General features: G+C 50.4%; 16 protein-coding genes. 13 read left to right on the forward strand and 3 right to left on the reverse strand.

Features of this window, described 5'->3' with window-relative positions; genetic code table 11:
• Positions 1-2 precede the first annotated feature (2 nt).
• The 4 genes from DES37_RS11685 to DES37_RS11700 all read left to right on the forward strand — a co-directional run bounded on the left by DES37_RS11685 (position 3) and on the right by DES37_RS11700 (position 3936).
• Positions 3-761 (forward strand): glutamine amidotransferase, encoded by a 759-nt coding sequence (locus tag DES37_RS11685; protein WP_110025879.1) that lies wholly within the window; start codon positions 3-5, stop codon positions 759-761.
• The gene (locus DES37_RS11690; RefSeq protein WP_110025880.1) at positions 758-1882 is read left to right on the forward strand and encodes a M20 family metallopeptidase; all 1125 of its coding nucleotides are present in this window, start codon (positions 758-760) and stop codon (positions 1880-1882) included. Before DES37_RS11685 ends, DES37_RS11690 begins: the two co-directional genes overlap by 4 nt.
• Positions 1883-2364: 482 nt before the next feature.
• Positions 2365-3324, forward strand: coding sequence for an Ssp4 family T6SS effector (ssp4, locus tag DES37_RS11695; RefSeq protein WP_036106601.1), 960 nt, complete (start codon positions 2365-2367; stop codon positions 3322-3324).
• Between the two features lie 15 nt (positions 3325-3339).
• Complete coding sequence (locus DES37_RS11700; RefSeq protein WP_146211509.1) at positions 3340-3936, forward strand: hypothetical protein; 597 nt, start codon at positions 3340-3342, stop codon at positions 3934-3936.
• Here the strand turns inward: DES37_RS11700 and melR are convergent.
• Positions 3933-4874 (reverse strand): transcriptional regulator MelR, encoded by a 942-nt coding sequence (gene melR, locus DES37_RS11705; protein WP_036106918.1) that lies wholly within the window; start codon positions 4872-4874, stop codon positions 3933-3935. The genes DES37_RS11700 and melR overlap by 4 nt on opposite strands.
• A 273-nt stretch (positions 4875-5147) precedes the next feature.
• Between melR and melA the strand changes: the two genes are divergently transcribed.
• From melA to DES37_RS11720, 3 genes are all read left to right on the forward strand, one after another.
• Positions 5148-6503 carry an alpha-glucosidase/alpha-galactosidase gene (gene melA / locus DES37_RS11710; protein ID WP_110025956.1) on the forward strand — a complete coding sequence of 452 codons (1356 nt, stop codon included), beginning with the start codon at positions 5148-5150 and terminating at the stop codon, positions 6501-6503.
• 112 nt (positions 6504-6615) lie between these two features.
• Positions 6616-8046 carry a melibiose:sodium transporter MelB gene (gene melB / locus DES37_RS11715; protein WP_036106604.1) on the forward strand — a complete coding sequence of 477 codons (1431 nt, stop codon included), beginning with the start codon at positions 6616-6618 and terminating at the stop codon, positions 8044-8046.
• A 1-nt stretch (position 8047) separates the two neighbouring features.
• On the forward strand, positions 8048-8302 hold the full coding sequence (locus DES37_RS11720) for a SemiSWEET transporter (protein WP_036106607.1): 255 nt from the start codon (positions 8048-8050) through the stop codon (positions 8300-8302).
• 72 nt (positions 8303-8374) lie between these two features.
• On the opposite strand, the gene DES37_RS11725 is transcribed toward DES37_RS11720, so the two are convergent.
• The gene (locus DES37_RS11725) at positions 8375-9331 is read right to left on the reverse strand and encodes an aldo/keto reductase (protein ID WP_110025957.1); all 957 of its coding nucleotides are present in this window, start codon (positions 9329-9331) and stop codon (positions 8375-8377) included.
• A gap of 425 nt (positions 9332-9756) precedes the next feature.
• Here DES37_RS11725 and DES37_RS11730 point away from each other — a divergent pair, with 425 nt between their 5' ends.
• The 6 genes from DES37_RS11730 (at position 9757) to aroD (ending at position 16067) form a co-directional block, all read left to right on the forward strand.
• Positions 9757-10113 (forward strand): Aca2/YdiL-like domain-containing protein, encoded by a 357-nt coding sequence (locus tag DES37_RS11730; protein ID WP_036106613.1) that lies wholly within the window; start codon positions 9757-9759, stop codon positions 10111-10113.
• A gap of 13 nt (positions 10114-10126) precedes the next feature.
• On the forward strand, positions 10127-10669 hold the full coding sequence (aroL, locus tag DES37_RS11735; RefSeq protein ID WP_110025882.1) for a shikimate kinase AroL: 543 nt from the start codon (positions 10127-10129) through the stop codon (positions 10667-10669).
• 429 nt (positions 10670-11098) lie between these two features.
• Positions 11099-13096, forward strand: a complete 1998-nt coding sequence (locus tag DES37_RS11740; protein ID WP_110025883.1) for an oxidoreductase — start codon at positions 11099-11101, stop codon at positions 13094-13096.
• A gap of 77 nt (positions 13097-13173) precedes the next feature.
• Positions 13174-14037 carry a shikimate dehydrogenase gene (locus tag DES37_RS11745; RefSeq protein ID WP_036106623.1) on the forward strand — a complete coding sequence of 288 codons (864 nt, stop codon included), beginning with the start codon at positions 13174-13176 and terminating at the stop codon, positions 14035-14037.
• Between the two features lie 14 nt (positions 14038-14051).
• Positions 14052-15281: an MFS transporter gene (locus tag DES37_RS11750; protein WP_110025884.1), complete on the forward strand. Its 1230-nt coding sequence runs from the start codon at positions 14052-14054 to the stop codon at positions 15279-15281.
• 27 nt (positions 15282-15308) lie between these two features.
• Positions 15309-16067, forward strand: coding sequence for a type I 3-dehydroquinate dehydratase (gene aroD / locus DES37_RS11755; protein ID WP_084172253.1), 759 nt, complete (start codon positions 15309-15311; stop codon positions 16065-16067).
• Positions 16068-16112: 45 nt separating this feature from the next.
• Here aroD and DES37_RS11760 read toward each other — a convergent pair whose 3' ends face one another.
• Positions 16113-17015, reverse strand: a complete 903-nt coding sequence (locus DES37_RS11760) for a LysR family transcriptional regulator (RefSeq protein ID WP_110025885.1) — start codon at positions 17013-17015, stop codon at positions 16113-16115.
• Positions 17016-17233 lie beyond the last annotated feature (218 nt).

Below are 17233 nucleotides of genomic sequence, written 5' to 3' on the forward strand. Positions count from 1 at the left end.
CCATGCAAAAGTCTGTTTTACTGGTCGGCGAATCCTGGACCAGTAGTGCCACACACGTAAAAGGGTTTGACCAGTTTTATACCGCGACTTACCACACCGGGGCTGATGCCTTTCTCGCGGCACTGAAAGAGAGTGATTACCAGGTCACCCACATGCCCGCTCACGAGGCCCAGGCCCACTTTCCCACCACCCTTGAAGCATTACAGGCGTGGGATGTGATTATTTTGTCCGATATTGGTGCGAACACCTTGTTACTGCACCCGGACACCTGGCTGAAAAGCCGCCGTACCCCTAATCGCTTAACGTTACTGCATGATTATGTTGCCGGGGGCGGGAACCTGATGATGATTGGCGGTTACTTCAGCTTTCAGGGTATCAACGGTGGTGCTCGCTACCGCAATACCGCAGTCGAGAAAGTGTTGCCGGTGCGCTGCCTGCCCTGGGATGACCGGGTAGAAGTGCCGGAAGGCGCCAGCGCAGAGTGCATTACCCAGCACCCGGTGCTGGACGGGCTGGCAGGCGAATGGCCGTGGTTGCTGGGCTATAACGAAGTAGAAATGCACCCCGAAGGCCAGTTGCTTGCTACGGTATCTGGCACCGGGCACCCACTTTTGGCGGTGCGGGAATACCAAAAAGGCCGCACTCTGGCCTGGACCAGTGATATGTCTGCTCACTGGCTGCCCGATGAGTTTTGCCAGTGGGACGGCTACCGCCGCCTGTGGGTCAATGCGCTGGACTGGCTCACCCGGGCCCGCTCATGACGACACCACTCATCACCCTTTCCCGGCAGTTACTCGGGTTCAACACGATTAACCCGCCGGGTAATGAACACGCCTGTATGGCGTTTCTTGCCAACCACCTGGAAGAACGCGGGTTTGAGGTAAGCCTGTTACCCTTTGGCGAAAATCGTACTAACCTGGTTGCCCGGTTACCGGGCAATACTCCGGGTGCGCCACTTGGGTTTACCGGGCATCTGGATACCGTGCCGCTGGGCCAGCAACAATGGCAGTATGACCCGTTCGGCAAAGATATCGTGGGCGGCCGCCTGTATGGGCGTGGCAGCAGCGATATGAAAGCCGCCATTGCCGCATTTATTGGTGCCTGCGATGCACAACGGGCGGCCATTAGTGCTGGTACCGGAGTCACCCTGTGGCTGACCGGTGGCGAAGAAACCGGGTGTGATGGTGCACGGGCATTGCTGGAATCCGGCCTGGCTGGTGCCGCGCCAGGCGCACTGATTGTGGGCGAACCAACAGCCAATTACCCGGTGATTGGGCATAAAGGCGCGCTCTGGCTGCGGGCAGAAGCAACCGGCAAGACAGCCCATGGAGCCATGCCTGAACTGGGTATCAATGCCATTTACCTGGCGGCAGACGCACTGCAAAAAATCCAGCATTTTTCCCCCGGCCCGGATCACCCATTAATGCGCCACCCAACGCTGAATGTTGGCCGCATTCACGGTGGGCTGAACATTAATTCAGTTCCGGACCACGCGGTGTTTGATGTGGATATCCGCACGGCCCCGAATCTGAGCCACAGTGATATTTGCCAGCGGCTGCATCACCACATTGGCGAGCATATTCACCTGGAAGCGCAGGTCGACCTGCCTGCGGTTCTGACAGACCCACAAGACCCGTGGATTCAGGCGGTCTTCGCACTCTGCCAGCCACTGCATGGCACGCCACTTACACCGCGCATTGTGCCTTACTTTACCGATGCCTCGCTGCTGTTACCTGCGCTGGGAAATCCACCCTGTATTATTCTCGGGCCAGGGGAACCGGCCATGGCACATCAAACAGATGAATATTGTGAAGTGAACAAACTGGAACAGGCACAAAGCCTGTATGGGGATATCATTGCGGGCTGGATGGCGTCTGCTTAATTTTTATGTCGCTGGGCCACTACTTTGGTTGGTGGCCCGCACACAATTTTCCGCACTGCCGGGGTAATAACACAACCAGGCTCACCACATGGCCTGCCCGGGTTTGCCAAAAATCACCGGTTTCCCCGCACAACTCAGCGCATTTTTCCCACAGTTTTCTTCCGCAGATCCCCATTTTTTGCCCGGCATAATAAGAACAATCTTAAATACCCTGTTCCGGCAGCCCTTTAACCTGTTGCGATAAATAACAATGAATTACCACATCATTCACAATTTATGAGTCTGATGACAAACCTCATGTCCGCACAGAACGAGAGGATGTCACCCAATAAAAACCAGGAAAATCAATTCATTGATTTTCAGCTGCTAACTAAAAAGAAGGAAAAACCACGCTTTTTCCTTCTTTTTCATCAATCTGAATTTTTTGCTTTGTTTTCTTGTTACTCAATACAACGCATGGTTCTGGAGAGAGGAGTTTCAACATGCAATACCCTGGCAATAACATAGAAGCAGGCATGCCTGACTATGCCGGTGCGCGGTTGTTTGGCGCAAGCGGTGCAGCAGATATCGATTTTCAAAAACTGGCCGATACACTGGATTGTTCCCGCAATTTCTACCAGGTTGGGATTATTTATGATGACGGGAAACAGCGCTGGCTGGTGCGCCCTTCGCGGCGGGCGAAATCCATGGTCAAAAGTGAAGTCAGCCATGTCATTGTGACCAAAGTCCGTGCAGTTTCTGCAGAACAGGCAACCAAAGCGGTGGTCAACACCCTTCAGGCCCCTTCACTGACCAACGAAATCACGTCTACTGCTATTGCCTGTGGCGCAACCGTTGCCACCGTGGTGCTGGCCGTTGGCGCGTCTGCTGCCGTGCCGTTTACTGCAGGTGGCTCCGGTGTTATCGCCGCAATGATTGTGGCTGGCGGTTTGGCAACAGCGGCCCAGTGCGCGATTGGCGTCGGTCGCCTGGCGTTTATCGGCACGGGCCACAGTGATGACGTAGCATGGCTGGACAGCCAGGGTTGGTACAACACCACCAGCACCGTGCTGGATGTCATTTCTCTGGCGGGTGCCGGTGCAGGCCTGAAAAGCACTCTCGAAACCTGGAAACTGATGAAAGGCGTTTCCTCTGCCAAAGCCGTTGAGTGGCTCAAAGGCCTGAGCCGGGCTGAACGCAAACGCCTCACAGAAGAAATTATCCGTGCCCAGAACCCGGGGATATCCGGTGCCGGAATCAAAGCCGCCATGAAAGCTGGTGTGTACCCGAAACGCTTCCCGGCAGAAGCGCTGCAACACAGCCTGCAACGCGAATTAGCCAATGCAATGGTGAATACCTCGGCATTTGCAGGCAGTGCGATGACCGGCACCATTCGCCACCCGGGAAATGCGGTACAATCCGGGCAGTATGTTATCGGCCTTCTTCAGTCTTTCTCTCTTTAATGTGTACTGCGTGAAATGAAGCAAATTACAGCGAGCCTTGCCCGGATGAAATTGTTGGATGCCCGCATACGCCAGGCCAGTGAAACAGAACTGGAAGCCGTAATGCAGGAACTGGTTTTCCCGGGTGTGCTTAACCCATTTAAATTTGGCCTGCCTCTGGCGCTGAGTATGCTGTGCGCGCTATGCAGCTTTGCCATGCCGCAACCGGCGCTGTGGATGGGGATATTTTATCTGGCAGGCTGGCCGGGCAATGCAGTGTTCGCCGGTATAGTTCCTGGTGTACTGCTCTTTTGCCTGGCGCTGTTCACTCTGGGCTCGTTGGCTGCCAGAGGTTACTACCTGGCACTCAGGGGCTACCTGGTTTTGTTACGGTGCGTGGCGGCCATCTCAACCGGGTATCTCCTCTTTACGCTGGCACAATTGTTTCTGGGCCATGCACCACACCCGTTGTTTGTGGCGATGTCTGTTGCAGGGGTTGCTTTCAGCGCGCTCAGTTTCACCAGCCTCAATACACCTGTTTTTGGCCAGGCGGTAAATGGCTTCCTGCACAACCGCGCATGGCGTAAGGCCTGGGTATTACGCCGCCAGAAAACACAAAAATCACGCAGTTAAGCGTTTTCTTCACGCCCCATCAGCCGCCGCTGCTGGCTTAATTTGCGGTACTGCTGGGGTGACATTCCCACATAGCGGTCAAAAGCGCTGTAAAAACGGCTACTCGAACGGAAACCGGCAGTCAGAGCCACATCCAGTACCGTTTTATCCGTATCGCTTAATAATGCCCGCACATGGTTGATGCGCATCGCGGTAATGTATTGCTTCATCGTCAGTTGCATCACACGCTGGAAAATCCCCATGGCATAATTCGGGTTGAGTTTAACATGCTCCGCCACGTCATTAATGGTGAGCGACTGGTCGTAATGGCGGGCAATAAATTCCAGCATCTGGCTGACATAAAATTGAGCGTGGCGTGATACCCGGTTTTTATGTGTTGGCCGGGTTTTATTCACCACCAGCGGCTGCCAGCCAGATAAACTAAAGCGCTTGAGCATCAGGCCTATTTCATCAATGGCGACCTGGCGAATTTGTTCGTCTTTACTACTTAACTCTTGTTGCCAGCGCCGGACTTCAAACTCACTCAATTGCTGGCTGGCGAGCGAGTTGATAACCATGCCATGAGTCACGTAGTTAATCAGTTCTTTATCCAGCGGCCACCCTAAGAACAGGTGCATTGGCAGGTTGAAAATAGCCATACTTTGGCAGTGGCCGGGGTTCGTAAGTTGGTGCGGAGTACAGGCCCAGAACAGGGTAATGTGGCCTTGTTTAATGCGCACAATATCGTTATTGATGACATATTCCACATCCCCATCGAACGGGACATTAATTTCTACCTGCCCGTGCCAGTGGCTGGTTGCCATGGCATGAGGGGCGCGCAGCTCAATTTCCATTTTTTGGTATTCTGAATACAGCGACAACGGGCTGCGTGTTTCCCGTTCATCGCTGCTACACATAAAAGGGTCGGCTGGCAGTGCTGAAAAAGCAGAGTGTCCCATCGTCGCTCCTTGTTCTGGAAAGTAAGAATGATGGCGTAACCCTGGGCAAAAAAACGCGATATCACCCTCAATCCGGGTTATAGCAGAGTAATAATGGAACAGAATTTCTGCCAAAAACTCTGTAAAACCGGTTTTTTCCTCCCATTTAGTCATTTTTATTGCTCTGGCGCGCAAGTTCTGAGTTTCCGGGACAGCTCAACAGGTTACAGGGACGATAACCACTGCCCCTCAGTGCCATGCTGGCATCATTAACAGCCGGAAGGAGAAACCATGATGATGTCCACCCCTAAAATTGCCTTTATTGGCGCAGGCTCCACTATTTTCGTGAAAAATATACTGGGCGATGTGTTTCAGCGCCCGGCATTAAAAACCGCGCATATCGCACTGATGGATATCGACCCGGTTCGCCTGGAAGAATCACATATTGTCGTGCGCAAACTGATGGAATCTACGGGTGCGACAGGCGATATCACCTGCCATACAGAACAACGTGAAGCGCTGAGCGGCGCTGATTTTGTGGTGGTGGCATTTCAGATTGGTGGCTACCAGCCCTGTACGGTCACTGATTTTGAAATCTGCAAACGCCATGGGCTGGAGCAGACCATAGCCGACACACTCGGGCCTGGCGGTATCATGCGCGCATTACGCACTATTCCGCACTTGTGGCGTATTTGTGAGGATATGACTGCGTTGTGCCCCAAAGCCACCTTGTTGAATTACGTCAACCCTATGGCGATGAACACCTGGGCAATCTATGCCCGTTACCCGCACATCAAACAGATAGGGTTGTGCCACTCAGTTCAGGGAACGGCCGAAGAACTGGCCCGGGACCTGGATATCGACCCGGCAGACCTGCGTTACCGCTGCGCTGGCATTAACCATATGGCGTTTTACCTGGCGCTGGAAAAGAAAACTGCGCAGGGTGATTACACATCTGTCTACCCGGATTTGCTGGAGGCGTATGCCCAGGGCCGCGTTCCCAAAGCCAACATTCATGGCAACACGCGCTGCCCAAATATTGTGCGCTATGAAATGTTCAAAAAATTGGGCCACTTCGTTACTGAGTCCTCAGAGCACTTTGCCGAATATACCCCCTGGTTTATTAAACCCGGGCGGCAGGATCTTATCGACCGGTATCAAATTCCGTTAGATGAGTACCCCAAACGCTGCGTTGAGCAACTGGATACCTGGCATAAAGACCTGGCGGCTTACCAGCAGGCGGAACGTATTGATGTGTCACCATCACGCGAATACGCCAGCGCCATCATGAATGCCATCTGGACTGGCACACCCGAAGTGGTTTACGGCAACGTGCGTAATGACGGGCTTATCGACAACCTGCCAGAAGGCTGCTGCGTGGAAGTACCCTGCCTGGTCGATGCCAACGGCATTCAACCAACCCATATTGGCAGGCTGCCAGCCCACCTGGCAGCGTTGATGCAAACCAACATTAACGTTCAGACGTTAGTCACTCAGGCTGTGCTGAATGAAAACAAAAACGATGTGTACTATGCCGCCCTGCTCGACCCGCACACCGCTGCCGTGTTAAGCATTGACGAAATTTATGCACTGACGGATGACCTGATTGCCGCTCACGGAGACTGGTTACCTGGCTGGCTCCACAACTAAGTACGTAAACAAGCAGTACGCAAATAAACACGCGGGAGCAACTGCCTCCCGCACTGGCAGGTAACCGTATCACTCTACATGAGGCAGCCCTGGGAACACAGGCTGGTACCCTATGAGTATTTCAATGACAACAAAGCTCAGCTACGGTTTCGGTGCATTCGGTAAAGATTTCGCTATCGGCATTGTTTACATGTACCTGATGTATTACTACACCGATGTAGTTGGCCTGTCCGTTGGCGCGGTCGGGACACTGTTTTTAGTCGCCCGTATCTGGGATGCCATTAACGACCCCATTATGGGCTGGATAGTCAACGCCACACGCACCCGCTGGGGCAAATTTAAGCCGTGGATACTGGTCGGTACACTGGCAAACTCCGTAGTGCTCTTTTTACTCTTCAGTGCGCACAAGCTGGATGGCAATGCACAGCTCATCTATGCCGCCGTCACGTATATTCTGTGGGGAATGACCTACACCATCATGGATATTCCATTCTGGTCACTGGTGCCAACCATAACGCTGGATAAACGTGAACGTGAGCAACTGGTGCCTTACCCACGCTTTTTTGCAAGCCTTGCCGGTTTTGTAACAGCCGGTGTCACCCTGCCGTTTGTAGAAGCGGTTGGTGGCGCAAACCGCGGTGATGGGTTCCAGTTGTTTACTCTGGTGTTGATTGCTTTTTTTATTGCTTCTACGCTTGTCACGCTGCGTAACGTGCACGAAGTGTATTCATCCGACAGCCCGGGCACGTCTTCCTCCTCCTCCGCAACCAGCCTGAAAGCGATTTTTGGGCTGCTGTATAACAACGACCAGTTACGTTGTCTGTTGGGCATGGCGCTGGCTTACAACATTGCCGCCAATATCGTGAATGGCTTTGCCATCTATTACTTCACTTATGTGATTGGCGACGCCAGTTTATTTCCCTGGTATATGTCTTATGCTGGCGCGGCTAACCTTGTTACGCTCATTCTGTTCCCCCGGCTGGTCAGGCGGCTTTCCCGGCGCATACTGTGGGCTGGCGCTTCGTTAATGCCCCTGCTGGGCAGTGGCGTATTGCTGGTTGCCGCCCTGAGCCAGTTCCACCCGGTGATGGTCATTTTACTGGCAGGCGTTTTGTTTAATATTGGCACCGCGTTGTTCTGGGTTTTGCAGGTGATTATGGTGGCCGACACCGTGGATTACGGCGAATATAAACTCAATGTGCGCTGCGAAAGCATCGCTTACTCAGTACAAACCCTGGTGGTGAAAGGCGGTTCAGCATTTGCCGCGTTCTTTATCGCTCTGGTGCTGGGAGTCATTGGTTATGTTCCCAATGTCGCCCAGTCTGCCAGCACCCTGGCAGGCATGCAGGTCATCATGATTGTATTACCGGCATTTTTCTTCCTTGCCACGTTATGGCTCTATTTCCGCTACTACAAACTCAATGGCGACATGTTGCGGCATATTCAGATTCACTTGCTGGATAAATACCGCAAACCCGGCACGGTAAAACCGGCAACGCCCCTTACCCGCCCAGTAACCGGGCAGCCGGAAACCGGGGTATAACATGGAGTGGCACACATTTGTGGGTTACCTGGCAGCCAGCCTGACCACGCTGTCGTTTTTACCCCAGGCAGTTAAAGTTATTACCACCCGCAACACACAAGGGATCTCTTTACTGATGTACCTGATGTTTGTGTGTGGGCTGGTGATGTGGCTGGCCTATGGGCTATTGATTGGCGACGCAGCGGTAAGCCTGGCAAACTTGCTGACACTGCTGTTTGCCCTGCCCATTCTGGTGATTAAATACCGCCAGGGATAACACCTGGCGGGTTACCCGCCACAGGAACAGGCCAGGTATACTTACTGGCCTGTTTACACTCAAAATAGTGAATTACTCCTGGCTTGCGTCATTCAATTGCGCGAGGTCATCCGGGTTTAATTCCAGGCTCATGGCACGGACAAAGGCATCAACTTGTGGCACCGACGTGGCGCTGGCAATAGGGGCGGTGACCCCGTCCCTGGTGCTCAGCCAGGCAAGAGCTACTTCGGCTGGTTGCGCATCATGGCGGCTTGCCACATTGTCCAGAGCCTCCAGAATAGCCATACCACGCGGCGTCAGGTACCTGGCAACCCGGTCGCCACGCTTGCCTTTGCTCAGGTCTTGCTGGCTACGGTACTTTCCGGACAAGAAACCCGATGCCAGGCTGTAATACGTCACTACGCCAATATTTTCCTGAATACACAGTGCCTGGCGGGCTCCTTCAAACGAATGCCGGTCAAACAGATTATATTCAGGTTGTAACACCTGATAGCGTGGAACCCCGGCGTTGTCTGCCGCGGTCAGTGATGCTTTAAGCTGGTCAGCATCGAGATTTGATGCCCCAATAGCACGAATTTTCCCCGCTTTAAGCAACGTCTCGTAAGCGCCCAATGTCTCTTCATAAGGCGTAGAATTATCTGCCCAATGGGAAAAATAGAGATCGATGTAATCTGTCTTCAACCGGCGTAATGAGTCTTCAACCGCCTGGGTTATCCAGCGGGCAGACAACCCTTTTTTATCCGGGCCGCCCATATCGGAACCCACTTTGGTAAACAGCACAATCTTATCGCGAACCCCAGGATGAGCCGCCAGCCAGTTGCCAATAATGGTTTCCGATTCGCCCCCTTTATTACCTGATACCCAGGCCGAATAGACATCTGCGGTATCAATCGTATTGAACCCACGTTCAAGCAGCGCATCGAGCAAAGAGAAACTGGTTTTTTCGTCTGCTGTCCAGCCAAAAACGTTGCCGCCAAACACCAACGGCGGAATGTGTAACCCTGTTGTACCTAGTGTGCGTAACTTCATGTCTGGCTCCTGTACCTGTTTTTCCATCCCATAGTGTGGCCGTTCTTCCTCCACAACCAGTGGCTCACCGCCCTGTTGTGATTGCGCCCCCAAGAGATGAACCTTATGGCAGCGTAGTAACCAGACCCGGGTTCAACATTCACACTCTGTGCGCTTAACCACTTTTTATGTGTCAGTTTGTTCTGAGTGTTTCAATATTTAACCAGCCGGTGCCCCCACAACAAGACAACATGAGGCAGTTACCTGGAACTTAAAAAGTGAGCCTGGTGCGGAAGAAAAGAAAAGCGCCATTAAGTTGAGAGAGGTAATAAAAAACAAATCCTGATTTAAATACTTGCACGAGTCATGACACAGATCACCTTTATTAATTATATATTTCTCATACCATTATTCCAACAACACCAGATAACCCTGAGAAACAAGAAATGAATAACCTCGAACTACAGGCACTACGCTACCTTTTTTTTCTTTCCGTTAAAGAATCTGCAACCTGGATTGCCGGAGACAGTGACACAGAAACATGGTCTCAATGGGAATCTGGGGAAAAAGAAATCCCCGAAGATATTATCGTAAAAATGGAAGCGCTAAGATTAATCCGCAAAGAACGTATCGCTGCAATTGTTCATAAAATTAATGACCGCATAGGTAACAATACGATGCGTTACTTCACTTCTTTTGAGGACTTTCTGCAGGTATACCCTGGTGGGGATTTTTTACAATGGAAACTCTACCAGTCGGCTGCGGCTGAACTGTTTTCCCGCAACTTAGAGCGGTTATGTTAAAGGCCTGGATATTATGAGAAAAGCGATAATACTCATTGGCCCCCGGGCGAGCGGCAAAACCACCATTGGTAAAATGCTGGCGGCAGATCTGGCTTTAACTTTCGTTGATACCGATGAAGCGCTACAACAACGTACAGGTAAAACCATTGCACAAATTGTTGACGAAGAAGGCTGGCCTGCGTTTCGCAAAATTGAAAGCCAGATACTGAAGGACTTTACGTCGCCGGAGCATGTTGTGGCGACCGGTGGTGGTATGGTACTGAGTGAAGAAAACCGTAACCATATGAAAAACAATGGTATGGTTTTTTACCTTAGTGCCTCTATTCAGGCTCTGGTGGAACGGCTTTCCGCTAACCCGGCAATCAGCCAGCGCCCTTCCTTAACCGGCCTGGACATTATTGATGAGCTGAGTAGCGTACTGAAAGAGCGGGAAAAACTGTACCGTTCAGCCACACATTTTGTCATTGATGCTGACAGGAATAAGGCACTGGTCATGCAGGATATCTTCAATCTTTACCTGTCCAATATTGCACATCAGCCAGCACCACTGAGTTAAACACACCTGAAAGGTACAGGTTCCCGGCCTGTACCTTATTTTCTAAAACCCTTTTAATGTGATCTGTTGCACATTTTCAATTTTTTCTCGCCACCAAATTCAGGGGAAAACTGTCTTTTCTCACAGTACAGGAAAATCTGAACCAGCATTTCAAAAAATAAACATTAGTATTTAGCTCACATTTATTCGCGATTTGTTAACAACAATCAAATGGAATTATTTTTTTGTAACTTGCAAGTTAACCCAAAAATTAAAACAACATCATAAAATTGTTAATTCCATAGAATACCTCTATGACTACCCATAAAAAAAAGCATTATTTTCTCTCTCATTGCTCTTCTACCATCAGGATAAGAAAAAAAATCACCCCAAGAATGCAATCTATTAATTACTGAAAAGATGCACTCTGTCGTACCCAAGGAGAGCAAAATGAATACTTACCGCCATATATTTTCGCCTGTCACAATAAATGGCATGACATTAAAAAACCGTATCATAATGCCCCCAATGGGAACGAACTTTGCCGGAATTAATGGCGAGGTTTCAGAAGAGCAGTTGGATTATTATGAGCTGCGAGCCAAAGGTGGTACTGGGCTAATTACAATTGAAAATGTCTGTATTGATTTCCCTTTCGCTTCAAATGGTACAACACAATTACGTATTGATAATGACCAGTATGTACCCGGGCTGTTTCGCCTGACAGAGCGCCTGCATAAACACGGTGCCTGTGTCTCAGTGCAACTTAACCACGCAGGGGCATCGGCATATCCTGGCCGCCTTAATCACCAACAACCATTGTCCTCTTCCAATGTGCCTTCCAAAAAAAATGGTCTGGTTCCCCGGGCCATGACCAAAGAAGATATTTACCAGATCATTGATAAATTTGGTGAAGCAGCACTGCGTGCACGCCTGGCGGGTTTTGACTGTGTCGAGATTCACGCGGGCCACTCTTACCTGCTGTGCCAGTTCCTCTCCCCGGTTTATAACCAGCGTGATGATGAATTTGGTGGTTCGCTGGAGAACCGTGCCCGTATTGTTCAGTTAGTGATTGATAAAGTCCGTGAACAAGTTGGCCCCCGTTTTCCAATCAGCCTGCGTTTCAGCCTGGAAGACTTTGTCGAAGGCGGCAACCACAAAGATGACATGATAACCATGCTGTCTTACTGCCAGGACAAGGTTGATATTCTCAATGTTTCCGTAGCCTTAAACGACACACTCCAATTCCAGATTGACCAGATGGATCTGGAAGACGGCTGGAAACGCAAGTTATCGCGTGTTGTGCGGGATAAATTCCATAAGCCGACTGTTGTTTCCGGCAACATCCGCACCCCGGCCATTGCCGAAAGTATTCTGTCTGAAGGCGATGCCGACCTGATTGCCATCGGCCGTGGTCTGATTGCGGAGCCTGAATGGGTCAACAAAGTACAACACGGCCAGGAAGCACAGATGCGCAAGTGTATTTCCTGCAATATTGGCTGTGCCGACCACCGTATCGCCCGTTCCCGGCCCATTCGTTGCTCAATTAACCCCGACATTATTCATGGCGACGCCTATAAACAACGCCACGTTCGTGAACCTGTACGCGTGGTAGTGATTGGCGCGGGTACCGCCGGGATGGAAGCCGCCTGCACAGCAGCTGAAGTGGGTTGCGAAACCTGGCTACTGGAAGCCAAAGGGCAACCGGGAGGCCTGGCCGCAGAAATATCTACGCTCCCTGAAAAACGCCGTATCGCTGATTTCCCGGCTTTTATGAAAAACCGCATCAATGGGCTCAGCAACCTGCGCCTTATCACCGGCAAACAGGCAAGTGTCCGGGACATTGCGGCACTGGAGCCACACCTGGTAATTAATGCCACGGGTTCGTCACCTTTGCTGCCGCCCATTAACGGGCTGATGGACTTTATTGATAAACCCAACAGCAAAGTCTTTTCCATTAAAGGCATGCTCAACAATCTGCCGGCATTTGACCACCCGGAAAATAAACAGGTCGTGGTGATTGGCGGCGGTGCTGTCGGGCTGGATGTGACCGAGTTTTTTGCTCTGCGCGGCGCACATGTTTCGCTGGTAGAAATGATGCCGGCCCCTGGCCGTGATTTAGACCTGATAACCAAAACATCCATGATGAGCATGCTGCAGAAATATGGTGTGACTCAGTACATGAACACTCGCCTGATGTCGGTGAATGCCGACAGCTTCACCGCAGAGCAACAAGGTGAAGTGCTTCACCTTCCCTTCGATTATGGCTTTGTTTGCCTGGGTATGCGGGCTGACCAGCACACCCTTTCCCCGCTGCAATCCTGGGGGCTGGAACACAACGTCAACATCGTCAATATCGGCGACAGCGTCGCTGCCCGCCGCATCATCGACGGGGTACGTGAAGGGCGAAATATTCTCAGCACACTCGAAGACATGGGCGTTCTGGCGTAACGACAACACAAACACCTGACAACGCCAGGCTGCCAACCCTACATCTTTTGCATTTAAATATAATGAGGAAATTTATCATGACAGAACGTATTACTGGCCACACAGAGCTGATCGGTTTGATTGCCACACCTATCCGCCACAGCCTGTCACCCACCATGCATAATGAAGCCTTTGCCAAACTGGGCCTTGATTACGTTTACCTGGCTTTTGAAGTGGACAACCAGGAACTGCCCGACGTTATTCAGGGGTTTCGTGCCCTGAAATTGCGCGGTTTTAACGTATCCATGCCGAATAAAACTGCGGTATGCCAGTATTTGGACCAACTGTCACCCGCAGCACAACTGGTAGGTGCGGTGAATACCGTAGTCAACGATGACGGCGTTCTGACCGGGCACATCACCGATGGTACGGGTTATATGCGCGCGCTGTCAGAACAACAGATAGATATTATTGGCAAAAAAATTACGCTGTGTGGTGCCGGTGGCGCTGCAACTGCCATTTGTGTGCAGGCCGCGCTGGACGGTGTAAAAGAAATTTCCATTTTTAACCGTAAAGATAACTTCTTTGCCAATGCCGAAGCGACTGTCAAAAAAATCCGCGATAACACCAACTGCGTGGTGAATCTCTACGATATGGACGACAGCAAACGCCTGCGCCAGGAAATGGATGACAGCGTGCTGTTCGCCAACGCCACAGGTATGGGGATGAAACCTTATGTGGGCCAGACATTGCTGCCAGACGACAGCTTCCTGCGCCCGGATTTGATTGTCACCGATGTGGTGTACAACCCACTGAAAACACGTTTGCTGGAAATTGCCGAGAAGAAAGGCTGCCGCACCATGAATGGTCTTGGCATGATGCTGTGGCAAGGTGCCCGCGCATTCGAAATTTGGACCGGGAAAGAAATGCCCATTGAATACGTTAAAAATATTCTATTTTGATAAGGTACGAGAAGATGAAAAATCGTTATCTTCCCACCGCTCTGGGGCTATACCTTAATTACCTGGTTCATGGGATGGGCGTGATTCTTATCTCCCTGAACATGCCACACCTTGAGCAACAATGGCAGACTGACGCCGCCGGGGTATCCATCGTTATTTCCTCACTGGGGATTGGGCGACTGGTGGTGCTGTTCTTGTCTGGTATGCTTTCAGACCGCTTTGGGCGCAAACCCTTTATCTACCTGGGAATGGCCTGTTACTTACTGTTTTTCTTTGGAATACTGAAGTCGCAGACCATTGCTGTTGCTTACGCGTTTGGCTTCCTGGCCGGTATCGCCAACAGTTTCCTGGATTCAGGAACTTACCCGGCGCTGATGGAGTCGTTCCCCAATTCGCCCAGTACAGCCAATATTCTGATTAAAGCGTTTGTTTCCGCAGGCCAGTTCCTGTTGCCGTTTATTATCAGCCTGTTGGTCTGGAGCAATGCCTGGTTTGGCTGGTCGTTTGTTGTTGCCGCGTGCATTATGATCCTTAATGCCATCTTTTTGCTCAAACGTCCTTTCCCGGACCAGGACCAAAAAAAGGCAGGAAAAGCGAACAATCCGGCTTCAGGTGCCAGCAACCAGGTGGCGGCCGCTCCCCGGATGTCACGCAGTGAGATACTGGATATAGCCTGCTTCACGCTTTACGGCTACATCTCTATGGCGACGTTTTATCTGGTCAGCCAGTGGCTTTCTCAATATGGTCAGTTTGTTGCCGGAATGGAATACGCTTCGGCCATTAAGTTACTGAGCCTGTATACCGTTGGGTCATTGTCCTGCGTATTCATTACAGCCGCATTGGTGAAAAAGACTGTCAGCTCACATACCCTGTTGATGCTGTATACCTTTATCTCCTTTATTGCGCTGCTCAGTGTTTGCCTGTGGCCAACACCAATGATGGTGGCAGGGTTCGCATTTGTCATCGGTTTCTCTGCCGCTGGCGGTGTTATGCAACTGGCGCTGACAATCATGGCAATGAAATTCCCGCAGGCCAAAGGGAAAGCAACCGGGATTTTCTACAGTGCAGGGAGCCTGGCGACCTTCACCATCCCACTGATTACAGCAGAATTATCACACACCAGTATCGCCAGTATTATGTGGTTTGATACCGGCCTGGCTGCCGCCGGATTTGCGCTGGCCTTAATTATCGGCGTGAGGCAATTCGCAGGTGCCCACTTTGCCGTTAAAAGTGCTCAGGTCTGACACCAACGAGCCTCACAGGAGAACGGGATAATGAACACAGTTACTGTCAGAAATATCACTTTTGGTACTGGTACGCCGCTTATCTGCGTACCGTTGATGGGGAAAACCCGCGAAGAAATCGTCGTCAATGCTCACGAACTGTTGTTACAGAAAGCAGATTTAGTGGAATGGCGAGTAGATCACTTCAGCCAGGTTAGCGACCAGGCGGCAGTCAAAAGTGTGTTATCCGCACTGCGTGACATCATGCCTGCCACACCACTGCTGTTTACTTTCCGCAGCAAAAAAGAAGGTGGGGAGTGCCAGCTCAGCGATGACGACTATTTTGCCCTGAACGCCATGGCGGCAGGCAGCGGCCTGGTTGACCTGATTGATGTTGAGCTCTTCAATGATGAAAAACGTATTGCGCAGTTAGTGGGAATTGCCCATGAGTGCAACGTGCGCGTCATCATGAGTAACCACGATTTCCATAAAACACCGCCGAAAGAAGAAATAATCTGGCGCTTGCGCCGGATGCAGGAACTGGGTGCAGACCTGCCCAAAATTGCGGTAATGCCGCAAACAAGGCAGGACGTGCTGGTATTGCTGGATGCCACCACCACCATGGCGGAACTGTATGCCACGCAACCGCTGATTACTATGTCGATGGGCAAACTGGGCGTTATCAGCCGCCTGTGTGGTGAAGTGTTCCACTCCAGCATGACTTTTGGTGCTGTGGGCCAGGCTTCAGCCCCAGGGCAAATCTCTGTCAGCGCTATGCGGGCAGTATTGCCACTGCTCTCGGCCTGATAACCAAACCGGTAAACAACCTGGCCAGTTGTTTACCGGTTTATCTTAGCGAAACGAATTCTCCTGGCAAAAACGCAGCATAAACTCTTTAAACGCCTGTGCAGGTGGCGACATCGTGCGGTATTTATGGGTTGCCAGGTACACATAACGGGTTTGCTCAATGTTATTCAGGTTAATAACATGAACATTTGATGACGATAACAAGTTAATCCGCGGCATTATGGCAATCCCATAATTAATGCCGACTAACCCAACCATTGCGGTATCTTCCTCAACATAACAGGCAACATTGGGAATGATATTCTTACCCACAAAGATCTTATCAATAAACTGGCGCAAACCGCTTTTTTCTGAAAAAAAGATAAAGGGATATTCCGCCACATCTTCTAAATCAATATTGAGAATGTTTTTTTGCGCCAGAGGGTGATTTCTCGCAGTAACCAGAACTAACTCCTGGCTAATAATAGGTGTGAAGTCAATATCAGTTTCATCCGGCATCATTGAACAAATAGCCATATCAAATTTATCTGCTTTCAAATCCTGAACAATTGATGACGTTGTCCCCTGGTAAAATGAAAACTGAATGTTGCTCTTTTCGGGCTGGGCGGTAAAGTGCTCAATCAGTTGGGGGATCACACACTCACCCATCGTATAGATGAAGGCCAGCTTAACGTGGTCAAACGCAACATCAGTCAGTTTAGTCAGTGCATTACAGCCTTTTTCCAACTCACAAATCGCTTTCTCTACATAAGGCAGGAATAGCATGCCACCACTGGTTATACGGACATTTCTTCCCTGTTTTTCAAATAAAGTTACACCTAATTCTTTTTCCAGCTCAGCAATAGCATGGCTCAATGAAGGCTGAGTAATAAACAGGCTTGATGCGGCCTCAGTATAATGCTGCTTTTCAGCCAGTCTTTTAAAATAGTACAACTGTTTAAGGTTCATGAAGCCACTCCAGTAATGTTATTAAATTGTATACATCATTAACTGAAATAACACATAATCCGTGCCTGATAAAAAATGGCGGTGTTCGTGTAATATTACGGAAACGATAGTTCAGTTAATGAAATAGTTACCTCATTTTACAGAAAAAACAGGGAGTGAAATATTTCCACTTTTGAAAATTTAAGAATATATTGTGCGTTTTTTCAAGAATGCAGTTT

The sequence above is a fragment of the Mangrovibacter plantisponsor genome (assembly GCF_003182475.1).
GTDB lineage: Bacteria > Pseudomonadota > Gammaproteobacteria > Enterobacterales > Enterobacteriaceae > Mangrovibacter > Mangrovibacter plantisponsor.